Below are 23,014 nucleotides of genomic sequence, written 5' to 3' on the forward strand. Positions count from 1 at the left end.
CACTTCAATGACATGAAACTGGTGATACTCGGGGCAGGCGCCGGTGGCGGGCTGCCCCAGTGGAATTGCGGCTGCAGGAATTGTGCGGACGCGCGCGCCGGGCTGATCCCGCGGATGACGCAGTCTTCGGTAGCGGTTTCGCCCGACGGGGCAGACTGGGTGATTCTGAATGCCTCACCCGATATCCGCGGCCAATTCGAGATGACTCCGCAGCTGCACCCGCGCGGTCTGCGCGATACGCCGATTGCGGCCCTGGTGCTGACCAATGGCGACATTGATCACATCGCCGGTGCGTTGACCTTGCGTGAAAAGACGCCTTTTGCGGTCTATGCGACGGCCAGCGGCCTCGACATCCTGAACAGCAATTCGGTGTTCGGCGTTCTGGACCCTGAGCTGGTGAAACAGCAACGGATCGAGCTCGACGCCAGTTTTGAGCCCGTGCCCGGTCTGACCGTCACCCCGTTTGCGGTGCCCGGCAAGGTGGCGCTGTTTCTTGAAGGTGATGAACTGAACCTTGAAGAGGTTGGCGAGCAGACGGTGGGCCTGCTTCTGGAAAGCGGCGGGCGGCGGGTGGCCTATGTACCGGGATGTGCTGCAATCCCCGATTGGCTGAAGCGGCGTTTGCAGGGGCTCGATCTGTTGCTCTTTGACGGGACGGTCTGGAACAATGACGATATGCAGCGCACAGGCACCGGCGAAAAGACCGGGGCGCGCATGGGACATGTGCCGCAAAACGGCAGGCTGGGGAGTCTCGAACGGCTGGCGGATATTGAGGGACGCAAGATGTACATCCACATCAACAACACCAATCCGGTCCTGCAGCCCGACAGCCCGGAACGGGCCGCGGTATTGGCCGCGAACTGGGAGTTCGCCAGCGACGGACTGGAGATTACGCTGTGACCGACAGGCCCGACAGCCCGGCAGATTTCGAGGCCCGCCTGCGGGCCATCGGGGACCGGCAGTATCACGACAAGCATCCGTTCCATGAACTGCTGCATTCCGGCGGCTGCACCCCGGATCAGGTGCGCGCCTGGGTGATCAACCGCTATTATTACCAGACCCGGATCCCGATGAAGGACGCGGCATTCATGTCTCGGGTAAACGACCCAGACCTGCGCCGCGAATGGCGGTCGCGGATCGAAGATCACGACGGCCGCGCGCCCGGAGAGGGCGGTATCGCGCGTTGGTTGAAGCTGGCCGAAGGTGTGGGGCTTGATCCCGATTACGTGCGGTCGGAGGTCGGGATCCTGCCCGCGACCCGGTTTGCGGTGGATGCCTATGTGCGGTTCGTGCGGGACGAGCCGCTGCTGCCCGCGGTGGCGTCGTCACTGACCGAGCTCTTCGCCCCTGCCATCCACAAGAACCGTATTGCGGGCCTGCTCGAACACTACGACTTTGCAAACACCGATACCCTGTCCTATTTCCGGAACCGGCTCACCGAAGCCCCCAAGGACGTGGCCTTTGGCCTGCAATGGGTGATGGACAACGCCCGCACCCGCGCCGATCAGGACGCCGCCGTGCGGGCGCTGATCTTCAAGACCGAGGTGCTTTGGGCACAGCTTGACGCGCTGTGGTATGCCTATGTCGAACCGGGGCGCATTCCGCCTGGTGGCTGGCTGCCGGACCAGGGGCTGGCATGATGCAGCGGGATGATGTGCCATTCCTGCCCCGCGGAGTGCGGACCTGTTTCGACAGGGTGCGGGAGACCGAGGTCCTGCTGGGCCCGGAGCGCGTTCTGATGCTGGATCAGGTGGGTGTGGCGGTGCTGGGCAGGCTGGACGGCGTTGCCTGCCTTTCCGAGATTTCCCAGGCTTTGTCGCAGGTATATGATGCACCGCTGGACGTGATCGAGCCCGATGTGACGGCTTTCGTCCAGGACCTGGTCGAGAAGGGGATGGTGCATGTCAGACCGCATTGATCCGCCGATGGCGATGTTGGCGGAACTGACCCATCGCTGCCCGCTGGCCTGTCCCTATTGCTCGAACCCGACCGAGCTGACCGGCAAGGAGAGAGAGCTTTCGACCGAAGCCTGGGCGGATGTGTTCCGGCAGGCCGCAGCGCTTGGCGTGCTGCAACTGCATTTGTCGGGGGGCGAGCCCGCCTCGCGCCGCGATCTTGTCGAACTCGTTGCGGCTGCGCGTGAGGCGGGGCTTTATACCAATCTGATCACCTCGGGCATCGGGTTGACCGAACGCCGCCTGAAGGAGTTGGATGCGGCCGGTCTCGATCACGTGCAATTGTCCCTGCAGGGTGTCACCGCCGCAATGGCGGACCGGATCGGCGGCTACAAGGGCGGTTTTGATCGCAAGATGCATGTGGCCGAGGTGATCGCTGACATCGGTTTTCCGCTGACCCTGAACGCCGTGATGCACCGGGCCAACCTCGACGATCTTGAGGCCACGATAAGGATGGCGCAACACCTGGGAGCGCGGCGGATCGAGATTGCCTGCGTGCAGTTTCAGGGCTGGGCGCTGATCAATCGTGCGCAATTGCAGCCAAGCCGGGCGCAGGTCGACGTGGCCAAGGCGGCAGTGGCGAAAGCTGTGGAAGAGTTGCGCGGCGCACTGGTGATCGACTTCGTGCCGCCGGATTACTATTCCGACTTTCCCAAGGCCTGCATGAACGGCTGGGGGTCGACCGGCCTGAATGTCACGCCCGATGGCACGGTGCTGCCCTGCCATGCGGCCGAGACGATCCCGCATCTGAGTTTCGAAAAGGTGCAGGACCTGCCGCTGTCCGAAATCTGGTACAACAGCCCCGCTTTCAACGCCTATCGTGGCACCGATTGGTTGCCGGAACTGTGCCAGACCTGCGATCGGCGGGATATCGACTTTGGCGGTTGCCGTTGTCAGGCGATGGCGGTCCTGGGTAATGCCGCCGCGCCCGATCCGGTCTGCCGCAAGTCCGATGGCCGTGCGGTGCTGGATGTGCTGCTGGAGCAGGATGTGCACGAGATTGCGGCACCCGATTACGTCTACCGACGTTAGCGGGGGAGAGAGGGCCATGGTGTTTTCCGGTGTCTGGGTCCGGACGGTTTCAGCGGCTGCGGCGCTGTCGCTTGCGGCGGTTCCGCTCGCTGCCGATTGTACCGAGGACGCGATGATCGTCTTTGACGGCTCCGGGTCGATGGCCGAGACCGGGTTCAACCAGATTGGCGAACCGCGCATCTTTGATGCCCGCCGCGCGATGCGGGCGGTCATGCCGCAGATTGCCCCGAACCGGCGGATCGGGCTCATCGTTTACGGGCCGGGCACGGCAACGGATACCTGTTCCGGCATCGACCTGAAATTTGCCCCTCGCCCGGAGGCCGCCTCATCCGTCATCGATGCCATCGAAGGGCTTCAGCCCGAGGGCAGGACCGCTCTGACCAATGCGGTTGGCCTTGCTGCCCGGACCCTCGATCACACGCGCAAACCGGGAACCATCGTGCTGGTGACCGACGGCAAGGAAACCTGCGGCGGACAGCCCTGCAGGCTTGCAACCGAGCTTGCCGCCGAGGGGGTGGCGACCACGGTGCATGTGATCGGTTTCAAGGTGCGGGGCGAACATTTCGGCTGGGATAACCAGGGCGTGAGCGGCTACAACAAGACGATCAGCGTCGCTGAATGTCTCGCGGCTGAAACCGGCGGGGAATATGTGAATACCGAGACTGTGGATGAACTGGTCGCGGCGATGGAACGGACATTGGGCTGCGCGCTGCTGTATTAGGGTCTGGACTCATTAAATTGCCGCCCGTCGCTCCGAAGGAGCGCCTTGTGATGTTGGCACACCTTCGGCGTGACGGGTTTGACGGATTTTGCCGCAGCCCATTGCCCGGCAAGGCAATGCGACAGAGGTTCGCGCCCGGCCCCGAGGGTGGGCGCGGTGAGGCTTGGCGAACGATCCGGGTAGGGCGATAGGTCTGAACATAGTGAAACGTCGGAAAAATTCGCGCCCGCCCTGGGGGGCGGGGTCGGGCGCGAACCGGATCGCAAGCGATCCGGGGGCAAATGGCCAATGTAACGTATTTTGGGTTCAGGGGGACTAACCCTTCCGCGCCACGGCCCCCAGCCACCACAGGGCGGCAAAGCCTGCCAGAGACATGCGCAGGGCTTTGATGTCGGCATACGCGCGGTTCATTCCGGCTGCCAGCCCTGCATGAAATCGCGCAGGCCGCACAGGAATATTGCCGCGGATCAGACCAAGGTCGCATAGGTTGGGGCGCTGGCCCGTCTTAGGCTGCGAAGGATGAAAGTCTTGGGCAAGATATCGTCGGCGCTGCTGGCGGCGCTGCTTTGCTGTGCGGGTATCGCTGCCGCGCAGGATGGTCCTTTGCCGCGCGACGTTCTGGAACCCTACATCGGACCACCCATGAGCCTGGGTGAGCAGATCAACGACAAGGGTGTCTGGCAGTTGCTGAACTCGGGTGGGGCCGAAGCGGGATATGTCTTTGAGACTGAACCGATGGCACCGCTGCCCGGCTTCTCCGGCGCAGCGATCAACATGCTTGTGGTGCTTGACCTCGATGGCAGGTTTCTCGACGTTCAGCTGATTTCGCACAACGAGCCGATCTTTGTATCGGGCCTGCCGGAGAAGATGTTCTATGACTTCTTCAAGCAATACCGCGGGCATTCGATTTCCGACACGCTGGTCGTGGGGTCACCCTATGGCGGTGCTGCCGAGGGATCGGCACTGGTCTATCTCGACGGGGTGACCAAGGGCACCGCTTCCGTTCGGATCGCGCACGAGAGCATTCTGGCCGCAACCTTGCAGGTCGCGCGCGAAAAGATGAGCGGGATTTCCACCGGCCCGCCGGCCTATCCGAACCGAGATTACCACGAGGCGCTGAGCTGGGACGATCTGGTGGCCCAGGGCATTGTGACACGCAAGACTGTCAGCAACGCCGAAGTCGACGCGGCCTTTGACGGCACGCTTTGGGCGGACGACGATCCGGAGGCGAAAGACGCGCCCGACGCGCCCTACCTCGACCTGTGGGTGATCGATATTGGTGCGCCTTCGATTGCGCAGGCGGTGCTGAGTGCTGGCGCTTTCGAAGAGTTGCAGAATTTTCTGGAGATCGCCGACACCGACGAGCCCGTGTTGTTGATCGAGACGGGCAGGCATGGGCTGGTGACGGAAGAATTCGTGCGCAACACCTCGCCTGATCTGATCAGTGCGGAACAGGGCGGTTTTCCCATCGCCTTTCGTGACAGCGACATCTACATCGAACTGAATGAGGATGTGCCCGACGCCCTGCACAACGGTGCCGCCCTGATCCTGCGCACCGACCGGCGGCTGGGGTTCGATCCGACGGCGGAATGGACGCTCAAGGTCGACGCCCTTCGCAAACACGGGAGCTTCCGGCCCGACATCGGTTCGGTCACCCTGACCACCACCCACATCACGCCGGAGCGGTTCTATTCCCGTCCCGAGGTGACCAAGCAGGCGCCGCCCTGGGTCGAGGCGTTGCGAAATCGTGCGGCGGATCTGATCGTGCTGGCGGTATTCCTGGCGGTTCTCGTGGGGCTACTGCTTTTTGGGATGAACCGGTTGGCCGGGCATCGTTTTTTCACGCCGATCCGGCTGGGGCTGCTGGCAGTCGTGCTTGGTTTCATCGGCTGGTGGGGGCAGGGACAGCTGTCCATCGCGACACCCTTGGCGGTGGCCCGGACCGCGCTGGATGGCGGCAGCTATGCATTCCTGCTCTATGATCCCTTCTCACTGTTGATCTGGGCGGTTTCGATTGCGGGGTTTGTACTGTGGGGCAGGGGGCTGTTTTGCGGCTGGCTGTGCCCCTTCGGGGCGATGCAGGAGTTTGCCCATCACCTGGGCCGGTTGCTGCGCTTGCCGCTGATTGAGCCGCGTGGTGTTTGGGACGACCGGCTCAAGCTTCTGAAATATGTGGTGCTGGCCGGGTTGGCGGCGCTCCTCGTCGGCGCTCCTGCCACGCTTGACAAGGCGATTGAGGTGGAACCCTTCAAGACCGCCATCACCACCTTTTTCATCCGCGAATGGTATTACGTGGCCTATGCAGTGGGGTTGCTGCTGTTTTCCATGGTGCTGTTCAAGGGCTTCTGCCGTTACCTGTGCCCGCTGGGTGCAGTGATGGCGATTGGTGGGCTGATCCGCGGCCGGGACTGGATCGCGCGCCGGGCAGACTGCGGATCGCCCTGCCAGTTGTGCAGGGTCAAATGCAGTTATGGGGCGATCAGGAAGACCGGAGAAATCCAGTACTCGGAGTGTTTCCAGTGCCTCGATTGCGTGGCCATCCATGACGATCCTGCCCGCTGTGTGCCGTTGGTGCTGGCCGCCAAGGGGCGCAGGCAGAAGGTGGCGGCAGAATGAACATGAACCGGCGACGCTTCCTGACCATTTCGGCGGCCTTTGCCGCGACCCCGGCACTGGCGCAGTCACAGGGCTGGCAGGGCCGCGCATTTGGTGCAGAGGTGGCAATCAGGTTGTCGGGGCCGGATGAGGCGGTGCAGGTAGCGCTGTATCAGGCGCGCAAGATCGTCCGCCAGATGGAGCAGCGGTTTTCGCTGTTCCGGCCCACCTCCGAACTGGTCCGGCTGAACCGGCAGGGGCAGCTGCGACCCTCAGCACCTTTCCGGGCGCTTTTTGGTCTTGCGGACACGGCGCACCGGATCACCGGAGGGCTGTTCGACCCGACAGTGCAGCCGTTGTGGCATGCCCTGGCCGTGGGCGGTGATCCGGCGGAGGCACTTGCCCTGATCGGCTGGGACCGGCTGTCCTTCGACAAGGGCACGATCCGCCTGGCACCCGGGCAGGCATTGACCTTCAATGGCATTGCGCAGGGTTTTGCCACCGATGCCGTGGCCGACGCCCTGGCGGGTGCAGGGTTCGGGAACGCATTGGTCAACATTGGTGAATACCGTGCCACCGGCGGCGACTGGCGGCTGGCGGTCGAAGACCCGCAGCATGGCCTGCTGGCGACCCGCAGGCTGGGCCGGGGAGCCATAGCAACGTCAAGCCCGTTGGCAACGCCTCTGGGCGGCGGCGGTCATATCCTGCATCCCAGGCAACAACCGCAATGGTCCACCGTATCGGTCGAGGCTGAAAGTGCCGCAATGGCCGATGCGCTGTCGACCGGTCTGGTGCTGGCCGATATGGCCCTGATCCGGAAGGTTCGCCAGATGACGGGGGTTCGGCGCATAATATTGGTTGACTGGCAGGGCGATCTGACGACGCTTTGACCGCCTTTCAGCCAAGCGTGAAACCAGAGTGTCAGATGCGGATCATCAGCGCTCTGGCGCGCTGTGGGTCAGGCCATAGCTTTCATAGATCGCGGCAATGCGTCCGTCCTGCAGCGCGGCATAGATCGCATCGTCCACCGCATAGGCCAGCGGACGGTAGCGGAAGTTGACAGCCACCCCCAATGTCCAGCGGCTGACCGCAAAACCGGCCAGCGGCGGCTGGTGTACGGCGGACTTGTCGGTCAATCCGTGCTCAAGCTCGGCCAGCGGCCCCATCACCGCCTTGACCTCACCGGCGTCGAGGGCCTCCATCGCGGCACCGGTGGAGGGAAAGCGCCGCATGTTGGCGCGCAGCTGGCCGCCGACGAGGCTCGACAGGTAGAAATCCGAGATCGAGTCGTTCTCGACACCCACGAGGTCAAAGCGGAAATAGGCCGGGACGGGCTTTTCCTCGGGATATTCCGCCTTCGAATACGCAATGGCGATGCTTTCGCCTGCGTATTGACCTGTAAAGGCGACCTGTTCGACCCTGCATTTGAAGGCGCTGTCGTAGGGAATGCGCATCATCACATTGGAAACGCGCCCGCCGATCAGCGCGCCTTTCCAGATGTTATTGCGCAGATCGGCGTCGAGGTTCTCGCCTGCGGCAACAAAGTTGAACCGCGCTTCCACGCCCAGATCCCCGGCGACAAGACGCGCAATGTCGATGTCGACGCCCCGCGGCGTGCCGCTTTCCTCCCAGGAATAGGGCGGATAATCCTCGTAGACTGCAAAGAGCATATGGCCCTGTTCGACGATCTCGTCGAGGTCGCGGCCGACAATGTCGCGTCCGGTGTTCTGCGGTCTGGCCTGTGGGACATAATCCGCACAGGGGTCAGCCGCCCGGGCCTGCCCCGTCAGGAGCAGGCCCAGAATCAGCAGAAAGGTCGGCAGAAAGCGTTTGGCCATGGGCCTAATGTGCCGCAGACAGACCAATCGTCAACGCCTCTTGAGCGGCCTTGTAGCCCGCGGGCGTGCCGTCGATCAGGTTGGCCGCGCGGAAGGCGACACTGTCTGCCACCGGTGCGCCGGAGCCGGTTTCGACCTCGGCCGCGATTTCGCTCAACCGGCCGACGAGGGCGTCCTTGTCGGCACCGGAGGCATCGTTGACATAGCCGGCAATCTGGTCACGCAGGTCCTTGAGTTCATCCGCGTAATCATCAAGCGCGCCCTCGTCCGGCCGTGCTTCAATATAGGTCCGGATCGCCCAGGCGGCTTCCTGGCCCAGCAGTTCGCCAAAGGCAGGCATCTTGGTGGTGCCGTTCTGGGTATAGCCTTCGCGGAAACGCTGCACGAACCATTCGTCGCCGTATTCTTCTGCCTCCAGGAAACGCAGGTCGGGTGCCAGCCCGCCCGAGACCACTTCGAGTCCATGACAGCGTGCGCAGTTCTGATTGTAGCCCGAGGCGCCGATCTCGACCGCGCGCAGCCAGACATCATCGCCCACCTTGTCCGCGCGATAAGGGTTTTCGATCAGCCATTCTTCGCCCACCTCCGGCAGGCCGGTCGTGTCCACGGCCTGCGGGGCCACATCACCATGGGCCAGAACCAGAGTGGCGGCAGTGGCGATGGCCGTGCCCAGAGCCAGTGATTTACCAAATGTGCTAGTCATATCGCGATTCCCCGTTCATATCTGTTGCCACATCTCTAAGGCACGACCGGGCAGGGCGGTATTGGACTTTGGTTGTGCTTTGTTCAGACCCAGACCATCGTCGTACTTTCTGATCTGAGCGGCATGGGTAGGCTGGTTCCATGATCTTAACGAATCTCGTTCGTCAGCTGATTGCGATGGCCGTTGCCATGCTGGTCCCGGCTGGTCTCTGGGCCGAGACCAGCCTGACAATTGGCTATCTGAAGATCGCGCAGCCCAGGCCACCAACCCTGTCGAACCTCGACCCGGTCCCGGAGGACAGCGGGTTTGCAGGCGCGCGAACCGGGTTGCAGGACAATCTGACCACCGGCAAGTTCTTGGATCAGACCTATGAGCTGATCACCGCTGTGGTGGGTGAAGGCGAGGACCCGCTCGCGGCAGCGCGCGAGATGTTGGCGGCAACGCCCTATCTGGTGATTGATGCCGGCGCTGCGGATTTGCTGAACATTGCCGATCTGCCCGAAGCCAGCACGGCGCTGCTGTTCAATGTGTCCGCCGGTGCGCCCGATCTGCGCAGTGGCAACTGTCGCGCCAACGTGCTGCACACCGCCGCGTCGGATGCCATGCGTACCGATGCGCTGGCGCAGGTGCTGGTCCAGAAACGCTGGGATGATCTGGTGATGATCGTCGGCACACATGCCGCCGACCAGAGCTATGCCGAGGCGATGCGGCGTTCCCTGACAAAGTTCGGCCTGCGCCTGGAGGGCGAAAAGACATGGGTCTTTGACGCCGACATGCGCCGCAACGCAGCACAGGAGGTGCCTCTTTTCACCCAGGACTTTGGTGACTACGACGCGCTGATCCTGGCCGACGAGGTGCATGATTTCGGGCGCTACGTGCTTTACAACACCTGGGCGGCGCGGCCCGTTGTGGGATCCGAAGGGCTGAGCGCCGTGGCCTGGTCGCCGGTGATCGAACAATGGGGCGCCGCGCAGCTGCAGTCCCGGTTCACCGCACAGAACGGGCGCGAGATGAACGCGCAGGACTATGCCGCCTGGGCCGCACTGCGCACGCTGGGCGAGGCCGTTACCCGTACAAATGCCAGTGATGTCGCCACCCTGCGCGGCTACATCCTGTCAGAGGAATTTGAACTGGCGGGCTTCAAGGGTCGCCCCCTGTCCTATCGCGACTGGAACGGTCAGCTGCGCCAGCCCATCGCCGTCGCGCATCCGCGCGCGCTTGTGGCGCAGGCGCCGCTGGAAGGTTTCCTGCATCAGGTCAATGAAATGGACAGTCTGGGCCTCGACCGCCCGGAAAGCATGTGTGAGGTTTTCGAATGATCAGAATTGCCGTCACCTTCGCCCTGATGGCCCCTGCCGCATTTGCTGGTGAAATCTGGGTAACCAACGAAAAGGACGACACGATCTCGGTGATCTCGACCGAGACGCTGGAGGTCATCCAGACCTACGAAACCGGCGAACGACCCCGGGGGATCATCTTTTCCAGGGACTATAGCCGCGTCTATATCTGCGCTTCGGACAGCAATGCGGTGCAGGTGATGGACCCGGAGACCGGGAAAATCCTCAACGATCTGCCGTCGGGCGATGACCCGGAGCAATTCGTGCTGCATCCCAACGACCGCCACCTCTATATCGCCAATGAAGACGACGCGATCACCACTGTCGTCGATACCGAGACCCGCAAGGTGATCGCGCAGATCGACGTGGGCGTGGAGCCCGAGGGCATGGCAGTGTCACCCGACGGCAAGATTGCCATCACCACATCCGAGACGACCAATATGGCGCATTGGATCGACACGGAGACGCAAAAGCTTTTTGCCAACACGCTGGTCGACAGCCGCCCGCGTCATGCGGAGTTCGTCAAGGACGGGACCGAGATGTGGGTCAGTGCCGAAATCGGCGGCACGATCACCGTGTTCAGTACCGCCGACCAGACCGAACTCGCCAAGATCGAATTCGCCGTGCAGGGTGTTCACCCTGACCGCATTCAGCCGGTGGGTTTCGAGTTCACCGCGGGTGACACCCATGCCTTTGTTGCGCTCGGACCGTCGAACCATGTCGCGGTGGTCAATGCCGAAACCTATGAGGTTGAGGATTACATTCTTGTGGGCCGCCGTGTCTGGCATATGGCGTTCAACGCGGATCGCTCGCTGTTGTTCACCACCAACGGTGTATCGGGTGATGTGACCGTGATCGACGTGGCTGCGCGCAAGGCGATCAAATCCATCAAGGTGGGGCGCTTCCCCTGGGGTGCCGCCTTCCGCCCGTCCGACTGAACCAAAAGGAAATCCGCATGCGCTTTACAACCTTGGTTACCGTTCTGGCTCTGGCCCTTCCCACTGCTATCTTGGCTGATGACGACAATGCACCGAGCTTTGGCGCGGCGGGGCTATTGTCAGGCAGCAACAAAGAGGACCTGCCGCCCATCATCCTGTCAGCGGGTGTTCCAATTGCCTCTGAAGGCGCGTGGGAGCTCAGATCCGGCACCTACTACGAATTCGAAATCCAGGGCGACGGCAGCCAGGAACTGGCGCTTGTCGGCCCCGAATTCTTTCGCGCGATCTGGATCGACGAGATCGTGGTGGAGGGGCTGGAGATCCGCCCGCTCGGCCTCGACAGTATCGAATTTGACGAGGCGGGCGAGATGGAAATCGGTTTTATCGCGATCAAGCCCGGCAGGTATTACATCAAGATCCCCGGCACGACCGGAGAAACCCAGCGGCTCGACATCACCATCAAATGACCGGACTCCGTGCCCATGACCTCAGTTTTTCCTATGGCGCAAAAAAGGCGCTGGAGGAGGTTTCGTTTGAGGTCGGGGCAGGGCGGTTCTGCGCTTTGCTGGGACCGAACGGTGCCGGCAAGTCGACCTTGTTCGGCTTGCTCACGCGGCTTTTCATGGCCCCGCGCGGCAGCATCGAGATTGCGGGCCATGACCTTGCCCGCGCGCCGCGCGCGGCATTGGCCGAACTCGGTATCGTGTTTCAGCAAAGCACGCTGGACCTTGATCTGACCGTCCGCCAGAACCTGAGCTATTTCGCAGCCTTGCATGGGTTGTCCGGGCGCTCTGCCGCCACCCGCATCGACGCTGCACTCGACCAGCTGGAAATGCGGGATCGCGCAGGCGAAAAGGCGCGCGCACTCAATGGCGGGCACCGGCGGCGCACGGAACTGGCGCGGGCGCTGTTACATGATCCTGCGGTCCTGCTGCTGGATGAGCCGACCGTGGGCCTTGATGCCGCCGCGCGGGCGTCGATCACCTTACATGCCCATCGGTTGGCGGAAGACGGCAAGACGATCCTGTGGGCCACCCATCTGACCGACGAGGTGGTGCCGGGGGATGATCTGATCATCCTGCACCTTGCGCGTATCCTGACCCGGGGCAAGGCCCGTGACATCGCGGGTGACATGACGTTGCACGAACGTTTCCTCACGCTCACCGGGGCTGCAGCATGACAGCCTATCTGACCTCACTGCGGGCCATCGTGCTGCGCGAGGCGCTGCGGTTCATTCACCAGCGTGAGCGGTTCATCGCCGCCCTCGTGCGCCCGCTGGTCTGGCTGCTGGTCTTTGCCGCCGGATTCCGTGCGGCTCTCGGCCTCAGCATCATTCCGCCCTATCAGACCTACATCACCTACGAGACATATATCGTGCCGGGACTTTGCGGGATGATCCTGCTGTTCAACGGCATGCAATCGTCGTTGTCGCTGGTATATGACCGCGAGATGGGGTCGATGAAGCTGCTGCTGACCTCGCCGCTGCCGCGGGGCTGGCTGCTGTTCTGCAAGCTGGCCGGATCAACGATTATCTCGATCCTGCAGGTCTATGCCTTTCTTGCCATCGCGGCGGCTTTCGGGATCACCATGCCGGGCTGGGGCTATGTGGCCGTGCTGCCCGCGCTGCTGGTGGCCGGGCTGATGCTTGGGGCGCTGGGGCTGGTTCTGTCGAGCCTGATCAAACAATTGGAGAATTTTGCCGGGGTGATGAACTTTGTCATCTTCCCGATGTTCTTTCTGTCGTCCGCGCTTTACCCGCTGTGGAAGATGGCGGAAAGCTCGGAGCTGCTGCATGACATCTGCGCGGTCAATCCCTTTACCCATGCGGTCGAACTGATCCGTTTTGCGCTCTATCTCCAGTTCAATGGTGCGGCTTTGGGGTGGACCTGCCTCGCCGCGCTTGTCTTCACCGGCGCGGCGCTGGCGGGCTATGACCCGGCGCGCACGCGTATGGGACGAAAGACCTGAACGCCGACCTTTTGCAGGCTGCTGAAAAACGCCGGGCATTGCCGTTGGGCAGGGAAATTCTCCCTTGCACAGGCGGACGTTCGGATCAGAGAGAGCCGCGCCCGATCCTGGGAGGGCGCGTTCCAGACGTTTGAACAGGGCGCCACCGTGTCACCCGATGATTCAGATATAAGGTCGGGCGCTGTAAGTCGCAGGCCGAACATACGACCATTGTGCAATATCAATCGACCTCTTTTCCGCGAATAGTACTGGCAATGGAGGCTGTGCCGCGATTGCGCGCACTTAGCGGATGACGCCCAAAAACGGGCTTATGGGAGGAGAAGATATGAACAAATTCATGATCGCAGTCGTTGCTGGCCTGCTGGCGACATCCGCATTTGCGGAAGGCCAGGGTTCGGGTGTAACCGAAGACATGCTGGCGAATGATACCGCGTCCACCGGGGATGTGCTGACCAACGGCATGGGCCGTCACCTGCAACGGCACTCTCCGCTCGACATCCTGAACAAGGACAACGTCAAGAACCTTGTTCCCGCCTGGGCGTTCTCGCTGGGAGGAGAAAAGCAGCGCGGCCAGGAAACCCAGCCGCTGGTGCATGACGGCGTCATGTATATCACCGGGTCCTATTCGCGGCTATATGCCATCGATGTGAAAACCGGCGAAGAGCTTTGGCAATATGACGCGCGTCTGCCCGAAGGCATCCTGCCCTGCTGCGACGTGGTCAACCGCGGTGCGGCGCTCTATGGTGAGAACATCTATTTCGGCACGTTGGATGCGCGCATCGTCGCGTTGAACGCCAAGACCGGCGATACCGTGTGGAACAAGAAGATCGCGGATTACAAGGCCGGCTACAGCTACACGGCCGCACCGCTGATCGTGAACGGTCTGGTCATAACGGGCAATTCGGGCGGTGAATTTGGTATCGTCGGGTCAGTGCAGGCCCGTGATGCGGAAACCGGAGAAATGGTCTGGGAGCGTCCGGTGATCGAAGGTCACATGGGCATGCTCAACGGCGAAGAGAGCACCATGACCGGCACGCTGAACGCGACCTGGCCCGGCGACATGTGGAAGACCGGCGGCGGGGCGACCTGGCTGGGCGGTTCCTATGACGCGGATACCGACACTTTGGTCTTCGGCACCGGCAACCCCGCGCCCTGGAATTCCTGGCTGCGCGACGCGGGTCAGAAAAACGACGGGACAGGCGATAACCTCTACGCGGCTTCGCGTCTTGGGATCGACCCGGCAACGGGCGAGATCAAGTGGCACTTCCAGACCACCCCCCGCGAAGGCTGGGACTATGACGGCGTGAACGAGGTCGTGGCCTATACCGACCGCGCCGGCAACAAGCGTTTTGCGACCGCCGACCGGAACGGCTACTTCTACGTGCTGAACCGCGAAGATGGTGCGTTTGTCTCGGCCACCCCCTTCGTCAAGGATATTTCCTGGGCCAATGGCATCGACGACACGGGCCGCCCGATCTTCAACGAAATGAACCGCCCCGGCGATCCCTCCGGGGCAGCCGACGGCAACAAGGGTGAAGTCGTATTCGCCTCTCCGTCCTTCCTGGGTGGCAAGAACTGGATGCCGATGGCACATTCGCCGGTCACGGGCCTGTTCTATGTCCCGTCAAACGAATGGGGCATGGACATCTGGAATGAGCCGATCACCTACAAGAAAGGCGCAGCCTACCTCGGATCCGGTTTTACCATCAAACCGAACTACGAGGATCACATCGGCAGCCTCAAGGCGATCGACCCCGACACCGGCGAGACCAGGTGGGAATTCAAGAACGATGCCCCACTCTGGGGTGGTGTGATGACCACTGCGGGTGGTCTGGTGTTCACCGGCACGCCCGAAGGCAAGTTCATCGCTTTTGACGACGAGACCGGCGAGGAACTGTGGTCGTTCCAGACCGGGTCCGGCATTGTCGGCCAGCCGATCACCTGGGAACAGGACGGCGAACAATATGTGACCGTGATCTCCGGCTGGGGCGGGGCGGTGCCGCTCTGGGGTGGTGAAGTCGCCAAGAAGGTGAACTACCTCAACCAAGGTGGCACCCTCTGGACCTTCCGCCTGCCTGAGCAATTGGCCTCAGCCAACTGATCCGGACCAGAACCTGATTGCGCCCCCGAATTCGTTTCGGGGGCGCTTTTGTTTCGCGGGGCCTTTGTGGATTTATAGGTCCTGTTCAGAACAGGTCAGGTCGCGTCGGGCGTTCGGCCCAGTAGATGCGCGCGGCGGTTTCAAGCTCGGACAAGCGGTCGTTCGATGCGGGCGGCAGGCCGTGGTCCTGCGCCATCCGGTCGAGGATGCGCCGCGTCATTGGGCCAATCGCGCCGTCGATCGGCATGGTCGCACCCAGTTCCACCAACAGCGTCTGCGTGGCCAGCGCCAGTTCTTTTGGCGGTTGGTCGGCAAGCAGTGCGGCAGCAGTCTCGGAGGCTTTTGTGTTCGACAGATGTCGCGCCTTGGCCAGACGTATCAGGGCGGAGGTGCGGGTCTGGCCCTGCACCGTGCCGTTCAGGATCAGCGCGGCGGCATTGACACCGCCCCATCCGTCGCCACGGGCAAGGCCTTTATCGTACCACGCCACCGCCTGTTGCGGACCCTGGCCCGGCACCTGGCCGTTGACGATCATCCGACCCAGTGCCGCGGGGCCGATGGGATGTCCGCCGTCCGCAGCTTTCACGAACCAGTCATAGGCAGCGGCAAGGTCGGTTCCGTCTTCGGTCAACCCGTTTTGCGCCACAAAACCAAGGTTGAAATATCCGTAGATGTCGTTTCGCGCGGCGGAGGCGCGCAGATAACGCATGCCCCGTTCGGGCAGGAAGTGTTCGGTGTCGTGCGTCAGGAAGTAGATGCCCAGTTCGTTCATTGAATAGGTGTGGCCAAGTTCTGCCGCGCGGTCGAGCAGTTCGAACCCGTCCTGTCGCCCCTGATCGGTGTCGCTGTTGCGCAGCAGGTGCAGGCCTTTGGAGTGCATCGCAAAGGGGTCGCCCGCTGCGATCCCCCGATCATAAAGCGCCATTGCGCGGACCGGATCGGCGGCGATGTCCGCTGCTGCACGGTCGATCTTGTCGGTGATCAGCAACCGCGCGGTGCCGTTCAGTGCCCGGATGTGACCGGCGTCTGCCGCGGCGGAAAAGCTGTCGAAGCTGGCCTTGAACAGGCCGGCGGCCTGTTCCGCACGGCCCAGCTGATAGCGGAAACGCGGCATATCGGGATTCTGCGACACCGCAGCGCGGCATTCGGCCAGCGCGGGAGCGATTTCGATCTCGTTGGGAAGCCGGTAAAAGCCGACGCCGCCCGGGTCCAGCGCGTCACCCGCTGCCAGATCGCAACCATTCACCTCCATGTCCAGCGACACTGTCACGGGGGCGGGGCCATCGGGCAGATCGAAGGTAAGGGTGAAGCTGTCGGAAAGGTCGATTTGGCGCGTGGTCGCGCGCCGTTCGCTGAGCCGGGGGCGATAGATCATGCCATTGTCCGCGACGCTCAGGGTGCCGTCGGACGGGGGTGTGGTGACGGCGAAATCCAATGCCTCGGTCAGGTTCAGCGCCCGTGTGAGCGCGGCGGTCAGCGGTACGTCGCGATCATATGTCGCCGTGATCGTCACCGCGGCGGGCAGGGTGGCCGGTTCCGATGCTGTCCGGGTTTCGCTGCTGGCACCTTCCTGCGCCGGTTCCGCAGCGGCAAGGAGCACCGGCGGCACCGGGACGCCCTGCTTGCGCAAGCGGAACGGCTGCACCAGCGTAGAGCTTTCCCATGGCACCTGTTTACCCTTGGTCGTCTTGTAGACGTTTTCGCGCACGCGGGCAAAGACCGACAGGATGTCGTCATCCGGATAGGCATCGACCGCCGCCAGAATCGCCGCGGTATAGGGGCTGTTTTCACCGCCCTGACCGTCGAAGGCGACCATGCCGGGAGCGGTTGAAAAGGCCACAAGCGAATTCAAAGGGGTCTGGAAGGCATCGAACCCGCTGCGGGTCTCGAACAGGCTGGCGTCGAGATTTCCTGCCATCATCTTGTCGGGAAAGGGATTGTCGCGGCAGGCGTCGATGATCGCCACATGCACCTCGCCCCGCGCCGACAGCACTTCAATCACCCGGTCGAGTGTCACGCTCTCCACCGGCAGGTCATAGATGCTGTCGAAGGCCACATCGACGGGAAGCAGATAGTTCCGCCGACCGATCTGCAGACCGTGACCGGCATAGAAAAACACGATTTCCGCGCCGTCGGAGACATTCAGGATCGAGGTGCGCAGCAGATCCTCGAACCCGCGACGGTCGATGTCATAAGCGTCAAAGACCGTGAACCCTTCGGTCCGCAACAGGTCTGCCATGCGTTCCGCGTCGTGGCGGGCGTTGCCCAGATCGGGGATTTCGGCGTAGTCCTGATTGCCGATCACCACGGCAAGACGCGCAGGGTTCCGGGCCTCCTGTGACAGGGCGAGGGTGGACATAAATGTGCCCAATGCCAGCCCCGTCAACAGATGGCGCAGACCTGCGTCCAGTGAAGGGGTGAGGGGCATCACCCGCCCCAACCACCGGCGCCGCCACCGCCACCTGCCCCTCCGCCGCCGCTTGGTTCCGGTATCTCAACAGGTGGCGGGACTTTCTTTTTCACCGGGGTTACCTGCGGTGCGGGGGCCTTGCGCGCAGTTTTTTTGGCCGCGGCCTTTTGGGGTTGCGGCGCGGCTGTGGTGGCTTTTGCCGCCGGGGGGGCTTCCGGTTTCTGCGGTTCCGGGCAACCTGCAAGCGGCAGCGTGCAGAGCGACAGGGCGATGACCTTGAACTTCATGAGGTATTCCTTTTCTGAATAAAATTAATCCGCAGGCTGCGGCGTTCGAGAAATTCGGGTGGCGGCAATAATCGCCGGGATGGGTTCTACAGCGTCCCGCCTTTCACCTGATACAACCGGTATCGGCGATGTCCCGAGAGCGCGAAGCGCGGCAGGGTATCGGCGTTTCATGTTCAAGGCGGGGCGCTTAAATCTATTGTGAACTAGAACATATTCTGGCGATTTTGTCCAATTTTTCAACTATTCCGTCAGGCCATAAGCCCGGCGCAAACCGCGTTGTGTGCCGGGGCCAAAGTCGCCGTCGATGGAGCCCTGATAGAAATCATGTTGGGTCAATCGCGTTTGCAGGGCGCGACGGGTCGCAAGTTTGAGTTGGTCGGGATTGTCGGTCAGTACCTTCAGAACCGACCGGCTGCCGGCGCGCAGGGCCTGGTAGAGGTATTCCGCCGCATCCTCGGGTGTCTTGTCGGGGATCAACCCGTCGTCGATCAGCGCGGCGTAATTGTACATTGCCTGCGGATGGCGCAGGTCTGCCGCGCGTTCGAAATAGATCAGGGCCGTCTTGGGATCGGCGGGCAGGCCGAGCATGCCTTGATAATAGAAAAATCCCAGATCGTTCAGTGCGTCAGGGTAATCCTGCCGGGCCGCCTGACGGTAGAGTTCCAGCGCGCGGGCGGTGTCCTGCGGCACACCCTTGCCCGCTTCGTACTGGACCGCCAGTTCATATTGGGCTTCGGGCGAACCGGTTTTGGCGGCGCGTTCGATATATTCGGCGGCTGCGGATGGATCAAAGCGTGGATCTTGCGGATTCAGTCGCATGTAGGCCAGGTTCATCATCGACCGGGTATCGCCGGCCTCGGCCAGTTTGATGAACTGGGCCTCGTCCTCGGGCCGCAGGGCGGACCATGCCAGTTTGGGATCGTCGGCGTTTACCTGTGCGGGCAGATCGCCCGCACCGGCCAGGAAAAACGGTATGCCCGACAGCGACCCATAGGTGTGCGGTTCCTGTCTGTTGCCGGTGCGGCTCAGCACGTCATCGCGCACCTGCCGGAACATCAGCGATATTTCGAGCCCTTCCTGTTTCATCTTGTCCATCAAGGCCAGCGCGAATGGGCTGTTGTTGCCGTTGCCATCCAGGGCCACATTGCCGTCCTTGGCCGCGAAGGCGACCAGCGTACCCCGGTCCGGTGCCGGTGGGGCCAATCCGCCCGCGCCGCGAGTGGCCACGCCAGAAGCTGTCGATTGCACCGGTTTGGACAGGTCGATGAAGTCGCCGAATGGATTGTCGCGGCATGAATCGAGGATCACGATCCGCATCTTGCGCGCACGGTCCACTGCGGCCAGCAGATCGTTGAGTGACAGGGCTTCCTTCTGGATGTCCGCGTTCGAAGTCACTTGCGCGTCTGCCGGGATCAGAAAGTTTTCGCCCTGCACTTCGACCCCATGTCCGGCAAAATAGACCAGGGCGAGATCGGCGGTTTCGGCTTCGAAGGCAAAGGTGTCGAGGGCCGCGCGCATGTCGCTTCCGCTGGCATTGATCAGGGTGGTGACCTGAAATCCGATGCCGTCCAACACGGCAGAAAGGGCAGTGGCATCGTTCGCCGTGTTCTTGAGCGGCGGTATCGACCGATAGTCGGACACGCCGATCACCAGCGCCACCCTGTCGGCGGCGGCAACGGGCCATGGCAGAACAAGCAGAAAGCAGATCACAAGCCAGCGCATCGCGTACCTCGGTTCAATGAAATGCAAAAAGGAATCAACTTCAATGTTGAGATGATAGCCCCGATTTCCCTGCTGAAAAAGCCGTACACTTTTCTGCTGATGCGAGAGGGCGTTCAGAATGGCAGTGGTATTCTGAACCATTTCGTGTTGTCATCGGGCATCTTTCCCACGTCTATTTCGACACCGGCGCGGGATTATGCAGCCGTTATTTTCGGCGGTGAATAATACGAAGCAGGTCAGGATGCGCGAGATCGGCGCGCAGGCAGTTTATGACCAATTCAGGGCGGAACCGACACCGCGCCATAGACATTGGAGGTAACGGAAATGTATCTCTCTTTGACACGTTTTGCTCTGCTCGTCATTGTGGCCTGCAGCATCGCGACGGCATCATCCGCACAAGATAACGAAAGCGGGTACGGCCCGGATAATCCCAATAACGAAACGTCGAATTTCCTGTTCCCTGTCGGCAGTCCGGAGGCGTTGCCACGCAAGACCGCGAGGGAGCTTTCGGCTGCCGTCACCAATGCGGTCGTGACGGAACTGAAAGCCGCGAGTGCGTTTTGCGGCAGGATCAAGCAGCGGGAATATGTGATCGACTGTCTGGCCTATGAACACGCCAGGATTGCCGCCGCCTTGCCAAACACAGGTGAATACGCCGCGGTCAAGGAGGCGGTGGCCCAGACTGCGGCCCGGTTGGAACGGGTGGTGCGGCAGAACCCCAGCCGGACCTTGCCCACAGCGCCAATCGCACAGGGTGGCTCCAAACCGCGCCGCACCGCACGGGCGCTGCGCCCGGTCGCCACCGAAGCCTTGCCAAAGGCAGCCGCCGAGGCGACCCGGATCATTCAGGAAACGCAGACGGTGCTGATCCGGTCCACGGAGAACTCACAGGAGCGGCGCCGTCAGTTCCAGCGCATTGTGTCGGCGATGGACACCGGGACGATCCTGTTGCGGTCGATTTGATCCTGATCCTAGTCACCCGGACTCAAAGTTCGGTTCATTGAATGCAGCTCTCAACGGCAGGTTCGCACCCGACACCGAGGGCGGCCCTCCATTTGGCGGGGCATCTCCATTTTTCCATACTTCGCAGCATCTTGCGAGGTCGGAGTTTCGCACCCGCCGTTTTGCCGAAGGCAAACCTGCGGTTTGACGGGGGCGGGGTCGGGTGCGAACCGGATCGCAAGCGATCCGGGGGCAGTGGGAAATGGTGCGCATTTCGTTTCCGCCATACTAGGGACGCGCGTCGATGATCCGTGACGCGATGCCCAGAATCTCGTCTTCGCGGCCCTTCAGGGTTTCGACAAGTGCCCCGGCGACCGAGGAGACACTTTCGTCGCGCGGGCGCCGCATGTCGAACAGCGGAGTTCGGGACAGGATCGCGATGACCTCGCTCTTGCCGTAATCGTCCTCGGTCACCTGAATGGCCAGCCGCGTCGGATCCTCGGCAAGCGCCGCGATGGGCCAGAGAATCCGCACCCGGCGCAGGCCGTTTTCGATCACGCCCAGATCGTCGATCATATGTGCGGTGCTGTTGATGTTGGGCAGGACGTGGAACACCTTTCCGGTGTTGTCCACGACCATCACCCACAGGGATGCGCCTGTCAGGGTGGCCGGCATCTGGATGTCGACGACGGGATTCTCGCCGGTTGTGAAGACGCCGGTCAGCGCCGCTTCGCCGGTTTCGCCCTTGCCCAGCCAGATCGACACGGTGTCGGCGACCAGCGGTGGCAATGCGGCGCGGATGGCGCAGAGATCTTTGTTCAGCGTGCGGGTCTCGACCCTCAGATCGCGGTCGCCGAGGTGCGGTTCGATACCGGCGCGAATGGTCTCTACGTCGGTATTCGCGGCGACATCGCCGATAATCGTGACGGTATCGAACAGGGCGTAGTCGCTCTGCGTGCCGTCCAATTGTTTAAGCGGGCCGCAGCTTGCCAGTTCGGTGAGATAGGGTTCGAGTGCGGCAGCGGGCAGTACCCTTGGCCCGGCGACAAGATCCGTCCGAATGTCCAGCCCCTCTTCGGTGCCATAGGCTGTCAACCTTGTGTGCACAGCGTCGCGCGCCGCACGCGACGCCGCCAGGCCGGAGATGTTTGCCGACAGATCCGAAAGGGTCACCGTCCAGTTTTCCAGTTCCGATGCAAGCGTCATCAGATCAGCCGCATTGTCGGGCCAATCGGGGGTGGGCATGCCGGCAGCCAGTGTGACTTCGCCTGGATTGGCAAGCGTCCCGGCCGCACTGGCATATGCATTGCGCAACCCGGTAGCGGTTTCGGAATCCGGCGCGTTGGCGATCAGCGATTGTTCACCATCGGGATCGAAAGTCGCCGTCAGCTCATAGGGGGAGGCAATCTGCAGGGCGGGGGCAAACAGATCGTCCAGTATCCCGGTGAACCAGGCAACACCCACAGCTGCCGCGCAAAATGCGACAAGACCCAGAACCAGTGGCGCGCGGCTGCGCTTGCGTGCCTTGCCGCCCGGGCCTTCGGTCTGGGTCCCGGTGTCGGGGCGAAACTGGCTGTCCAGCCAGGCGACCGCTTCGGCGGCATCTTTCGGACGGTCCTCCGGGCGCAGTTGGGTCAGCCATTCGATGAGCGGTCGCAACGGGTCGGGCACACCGTCAGTGTCCAGTGCGGCGGCCTTGCGGCGCATGATTTCGCCGGGTGTGGTGCCCAGATCAGGCACGTCGCGCCGCCATGCCGCCAGCAAGGTCGCGCCCAATGCGTAAAGGTCGGCCTGAGACGTTGCCTTTCCGTCCAGTTGTTCAGGCGCGGCATATTCGTATTTTCCGGCAAACTGGTTGCCGACAATGGTGCGTGCGCCCGCGGCGGTATCCTTGGCAATGCCAAAGTCGATGATGGTCGAGCGTTCGGGCTTGCCGCCGCGCAGGATGATATTGTCGGGGCTCAGATCGCGGTGGACGATGCCGTGCGCATGGGTGGCGACCAGTCCTTCCAGCACACGGTGCGCCACGATCAGCAATTCGCGCGGGGTCAGCTTGCGGTCTTCCATCACGTCGCTCAGCGACGGACCTTCGACGTAATCCATCACCAGAAACACATGGCCCGCATCAGAGCGTGACACCTCGGTATAGCGGACCACCGCATCGTGCTGAATTGCGCGCATCTGGTCTTCGCGGCGAATCAGGTCGATGTATTCGGCATTGTCCGAGAACTGAGCGTTCAGCGCCTTGATCGCGCAGTCGCGTTCGTTGATCTGGTTGCGGGCGAGATAGACTTCGCCGGTACCGCCGCGGCCCAACACGCCGGCAATTTCATAGGTGTTGTTCAACACCTGTCCGGTCTTGAAGATATCCGTCGGCAGCGGCGTTTTCATCAAATGCTCCAGTTGGCGGGACATCGCCCGCCAAAGTTGTCGATTCAAAATCAAATTCGGTCTAGTATAGGAGA

The 23,014-nt window shown here is 62.2% G+C and carries 20 protein-coding genes; 15 read left to right on the top strand and 5 right to left on the bottom strand.

The window, feature by feature from the left end; translation table 11 throughout:
- The first annotated feature begins 12 nt into the window (after positions 1–12).
- From pqqB to O4H53_RS08510, 7 genes are all read left to right on the top strand, one after another.
- Entirely contained in the window at positions 13–900 is an 888-nt protein-coding gene (pqqB, locus tag O4H53_RS08480; RefSeq protein ID WP_269362933.1) for a pyrroloquinoline quinone biosynthesis protein PqqB, read from the top strand.
- Positions 897–1,640 carry a pyrroloquinoline-quinone synthase PqqC gene (gene pqqC / locus O4H53_RS08485; protein ID WP_269362935.1) on the top strand — a complete coding sequence of 248 codons (744 nt, stop codon included), beginning with the start codon at positions 897–899 and terminating at the stop codon, positions 1,638–1,640. Before pqqB ends, pqqC begins: the two co-directional genes overlap by 4 nt.
- Positions 1,637–1,918, top strand: a complete 282-nt coding sequence (gene pqqD / locus O4H53_RS08490) for a pyrroloquinoline quinone biosynthesis peptide chaperone PqqD (protein ID WP_269362936.1) — start codon at positions 1,637–1,639, stop codon at positions 1,916–1,918. The genes pqqC and pqqD overlap by 4 nt, the downstream gene beginning before the upstream one ends.
- Entirely contained in the window at positions 1,902–2,987 is a 1,086-nt protein-coding gene (gene pqqE / locus O4H53_RS08495) for a pyrroloquinoline quinone biosynthesis protein PqqE (protein WP_269362938.1), read from the top strand. The genes pqqD and pqqE overlap by 17 nt, the downstream gene beginning before the upstream one ends.
- A 16-nt stretch (positions 2,988–3,003) precedes the next feature.
- Complete coding sequence (locus O4H53_RS08500; protein WP_269362940.1) at positions 3,004–3,708, top strand: vWA domain-containing protein; 705 nt, start codon at positions 3,004–3,006, stop codon at positions 3,706–3,708.
- 537 nt (positions 3,709–4,245) lie between these two features.
- Positions 4,246–6,324: a 4Fe-4S binding protein gene (locus tag O4H53_RS08505; protein WP_443069574.1), complete on the top strand. Its 2,079-nt coding sequence runs from the start codon at positions 4,246–4,248 to the stop codon at positions 6,322–6,324.
- Positions 6,321–7,193, top strand: a complete 873-nt coding sequence (locus tag O4H53_RS08510) for an FAD:protein FMN transferase (protein WP_269362945.1) — start codon at positions 6,321–6,323, stop codon at positions 7,191–7,193. The genes O4H53_RS08505 and O4H53_RS08510 overlap by 4 nt, the downstream gene beginning before the upstream one ends.
- 45 nt (positions 7,194–7,238) lie before the next feature.
- On the opposite strand, the gene O4H53_RS08515 is transcribed toward O4H53_RS08510, so the two are convergent.
- Both O4H53_RS08515 and pedF read right to left on the bottom strand, forming a co-directional pair.
- Positions 7,239–8,141: a substrate-binding periplasmic protein gene (locus O4H53_RS08515; RefSeq protein ID WP_269362946.1), complete on the bottom strand. Its 903-nt coding sequence runs from the start codon at positions 8,139–8,141 to the stop codon at positions 7,239–7,241.
- Positions 8,142–8,145: 4 nt separating this feature from the next.
- Complete coding sequence (gene pedF, locus O4H53_RS08520; protein ID WP_269362948.1) at positions 8,146–8,844, bottom strand: cytochrome c-550 PedF; 699 nt, start codon at positions 8,842–8,844, stop codon at positions 8,146–8,148.
- 140 nt (positions 8,845–8,984) lie between these two features.
- Between pedF and O4H53_RS08525 the strand changes: the two genes are divergently transcribed.
- The 6 genes from O4H53_RS08525 (at position 8,985) to O4H53_RS08550 (ending at position 15,188) form a co-directional block, all read left to right on the top strand.
- The gene (locus O4H53_RS08525) at positions 8,985–10,163 is read left to right on the top strand and encodes an ABC transporter substrate-binding protein (protein ID WP_269362949.1); all 1,179 of its coding nucleotides are present in this window, start codon (positions 8,985–8,987) and stop codon (positions 10,161–10,163) included.
- Complete coding sequence (locus O4H53_RS08530) at positions 10,160–11,119, top strand: YVTN family beta-propeller repeat protein (protein ID WP_269362950.1); 960 nt, start codon at positions 10,160–10,162, stop codon at positions 11,117–11,119. The genes O4H53_RS08525 and O4H53_RS08530 overlap by 4 nt, the downstream gene beginning before the upstream one ends.
- A 17-nt stretch (positions 11,120–11,136) precedes the next feature.
- Positions 11,137–11,586: a hypothetical protein gene (locus O4H53_RS08535; protein WP_269362951.1), complete on the top strand. Its 450-nt coding sequence runs from the start codon at positions 11,137–11,139 to the stop codon at positions 11,584–11,586.
- On the top strand, positions 11,583–12,299 hold the full coding sequence (locus O4H53_RS08540) for an ATP-binding cassette domain-containing protein (protein ID WP_269362953.1): 717 nt from the start codon (positions 11,583–11,585) through the stop codon (positions 12,297–12,299). The genes O4H53_RS08535 and O4H53_RS08540 overlap by 4 nt, the downstream gene beginning before the upstream one ends.
- The gene (locus O4H53_RS08545) at positions 12,296–13,087 is read left to right on the top strand and encodes an ABC transporter permease (protein ID WP_269362955.1); all 792 of its coding nucleotides are present in this window, start codon (positions 12,296–12,298) and stop codon (positions 13,085–13,087) included. The genes O4H53_RS08540 and O4H53_RS08545 overlap by 4 nt, the downstream gene beginning before the upstream one ends.
- 325 nt (positions 13,088–13,412) lie before the next feature.
- Positions 13,413–15,188, top strand: coding sequence for a PQQ-dependent methanol/ethanol family dehydrogenase (locus O4H53_RS08550; RefSeq protein WP_269362956.1), 1,776 nt, complete (start codon positions 13,413–13,415; stop codon positions 15,186–15,188).
- An 85-nt stretch (positions 15,189–15,273) separates the two neighbouring features.
- Here the strand turns inward: O4H53_RS08550 and O4H53_RS08555 are convergent, their stop codons facing one another.
- Together O4H53_RS08555 and O4H53_RS08560 are read right to left on the bottom strand one after the other, a co-directional pair.
- Entirely contained in the window at positions 15,274–17,616 is a 2,343-nt protein-coding gene (locus O4H53_RS08555; RefSeq protein ID WP_269362958.1) for a caspase family protein, read from the bottom strand.
- A 509-nt stretch (positions 17,617–18,125) separates the two neighbouring features.
- The gene (locus O4H53_RS08560; RefSeq protein WP_269362959.1) at positions 18,126–19,607 is read right to left on the bottom strand and encodes a caspase family protein; all 1,482 of its coding nucleotides are present in this window, start codon (positions 19,605–19,607) and stop codon (positions 18,126–18,128) included.
- A 21-nt stretch (positions 19,608–19,628) separates the two neighbouring features.
- Here O4H53_RS08560 and O4H53_RS08565 point away from each other — a divergent pair, with 21 nt between their 5' ends.
- Positions 19,629–19,832, top strand: a complete 204-nt coding sequence (locus O4H53_RS08565; RefSeq protein ID WP_269362961.1) for a hypothetical protein — start codon at positions 19,629–19,631, stop codon at positions 19,830–19,832.
- Positions 19,833–19,943: 111 nt separating this feature from the next.
- Positions 19,944–20,570: a hypothetical protein gene (locus tag O4H53_RS08570; RefSeq protein ID WP_269362963.1), complete on the top strand. Its 627-nt coding sequence runs from the start codon at positions 19,944–19,946 to the stop codon at positions 20,568–20,570.
- Between the two features lie 267 nt (positions 20,571–20,837).
- On the opposite strand, the gene O4H53_RS08575 is transcribed toward O4H53_RS08570, so the two are convergent.
- Positions 20,838–22,940 (bottom strand): serine/threonine-protein kinase, encoded by a 2,103-nt coding sequence (locus O4H53_RS08575; RefSeq protein ID WP_269362965.1) that lies wholly within the window; start codon positions 22,938–22,940, stop codon positions 20,838–20,840.
- Between the last annotated feature and the right edge of the window lie 74 nt (positions 22,941–23,014).

It is taken from the genome of Sulfitobacter sp. G21635-S1 (assembly GCF_027213915.1).
Classification (GTDB): domain Bacteria; phylum Pseudomonadota; class Alphaproteobacteria; order Rhodobacterales; family Rhodobacteraceae; genus Sulfitobacter.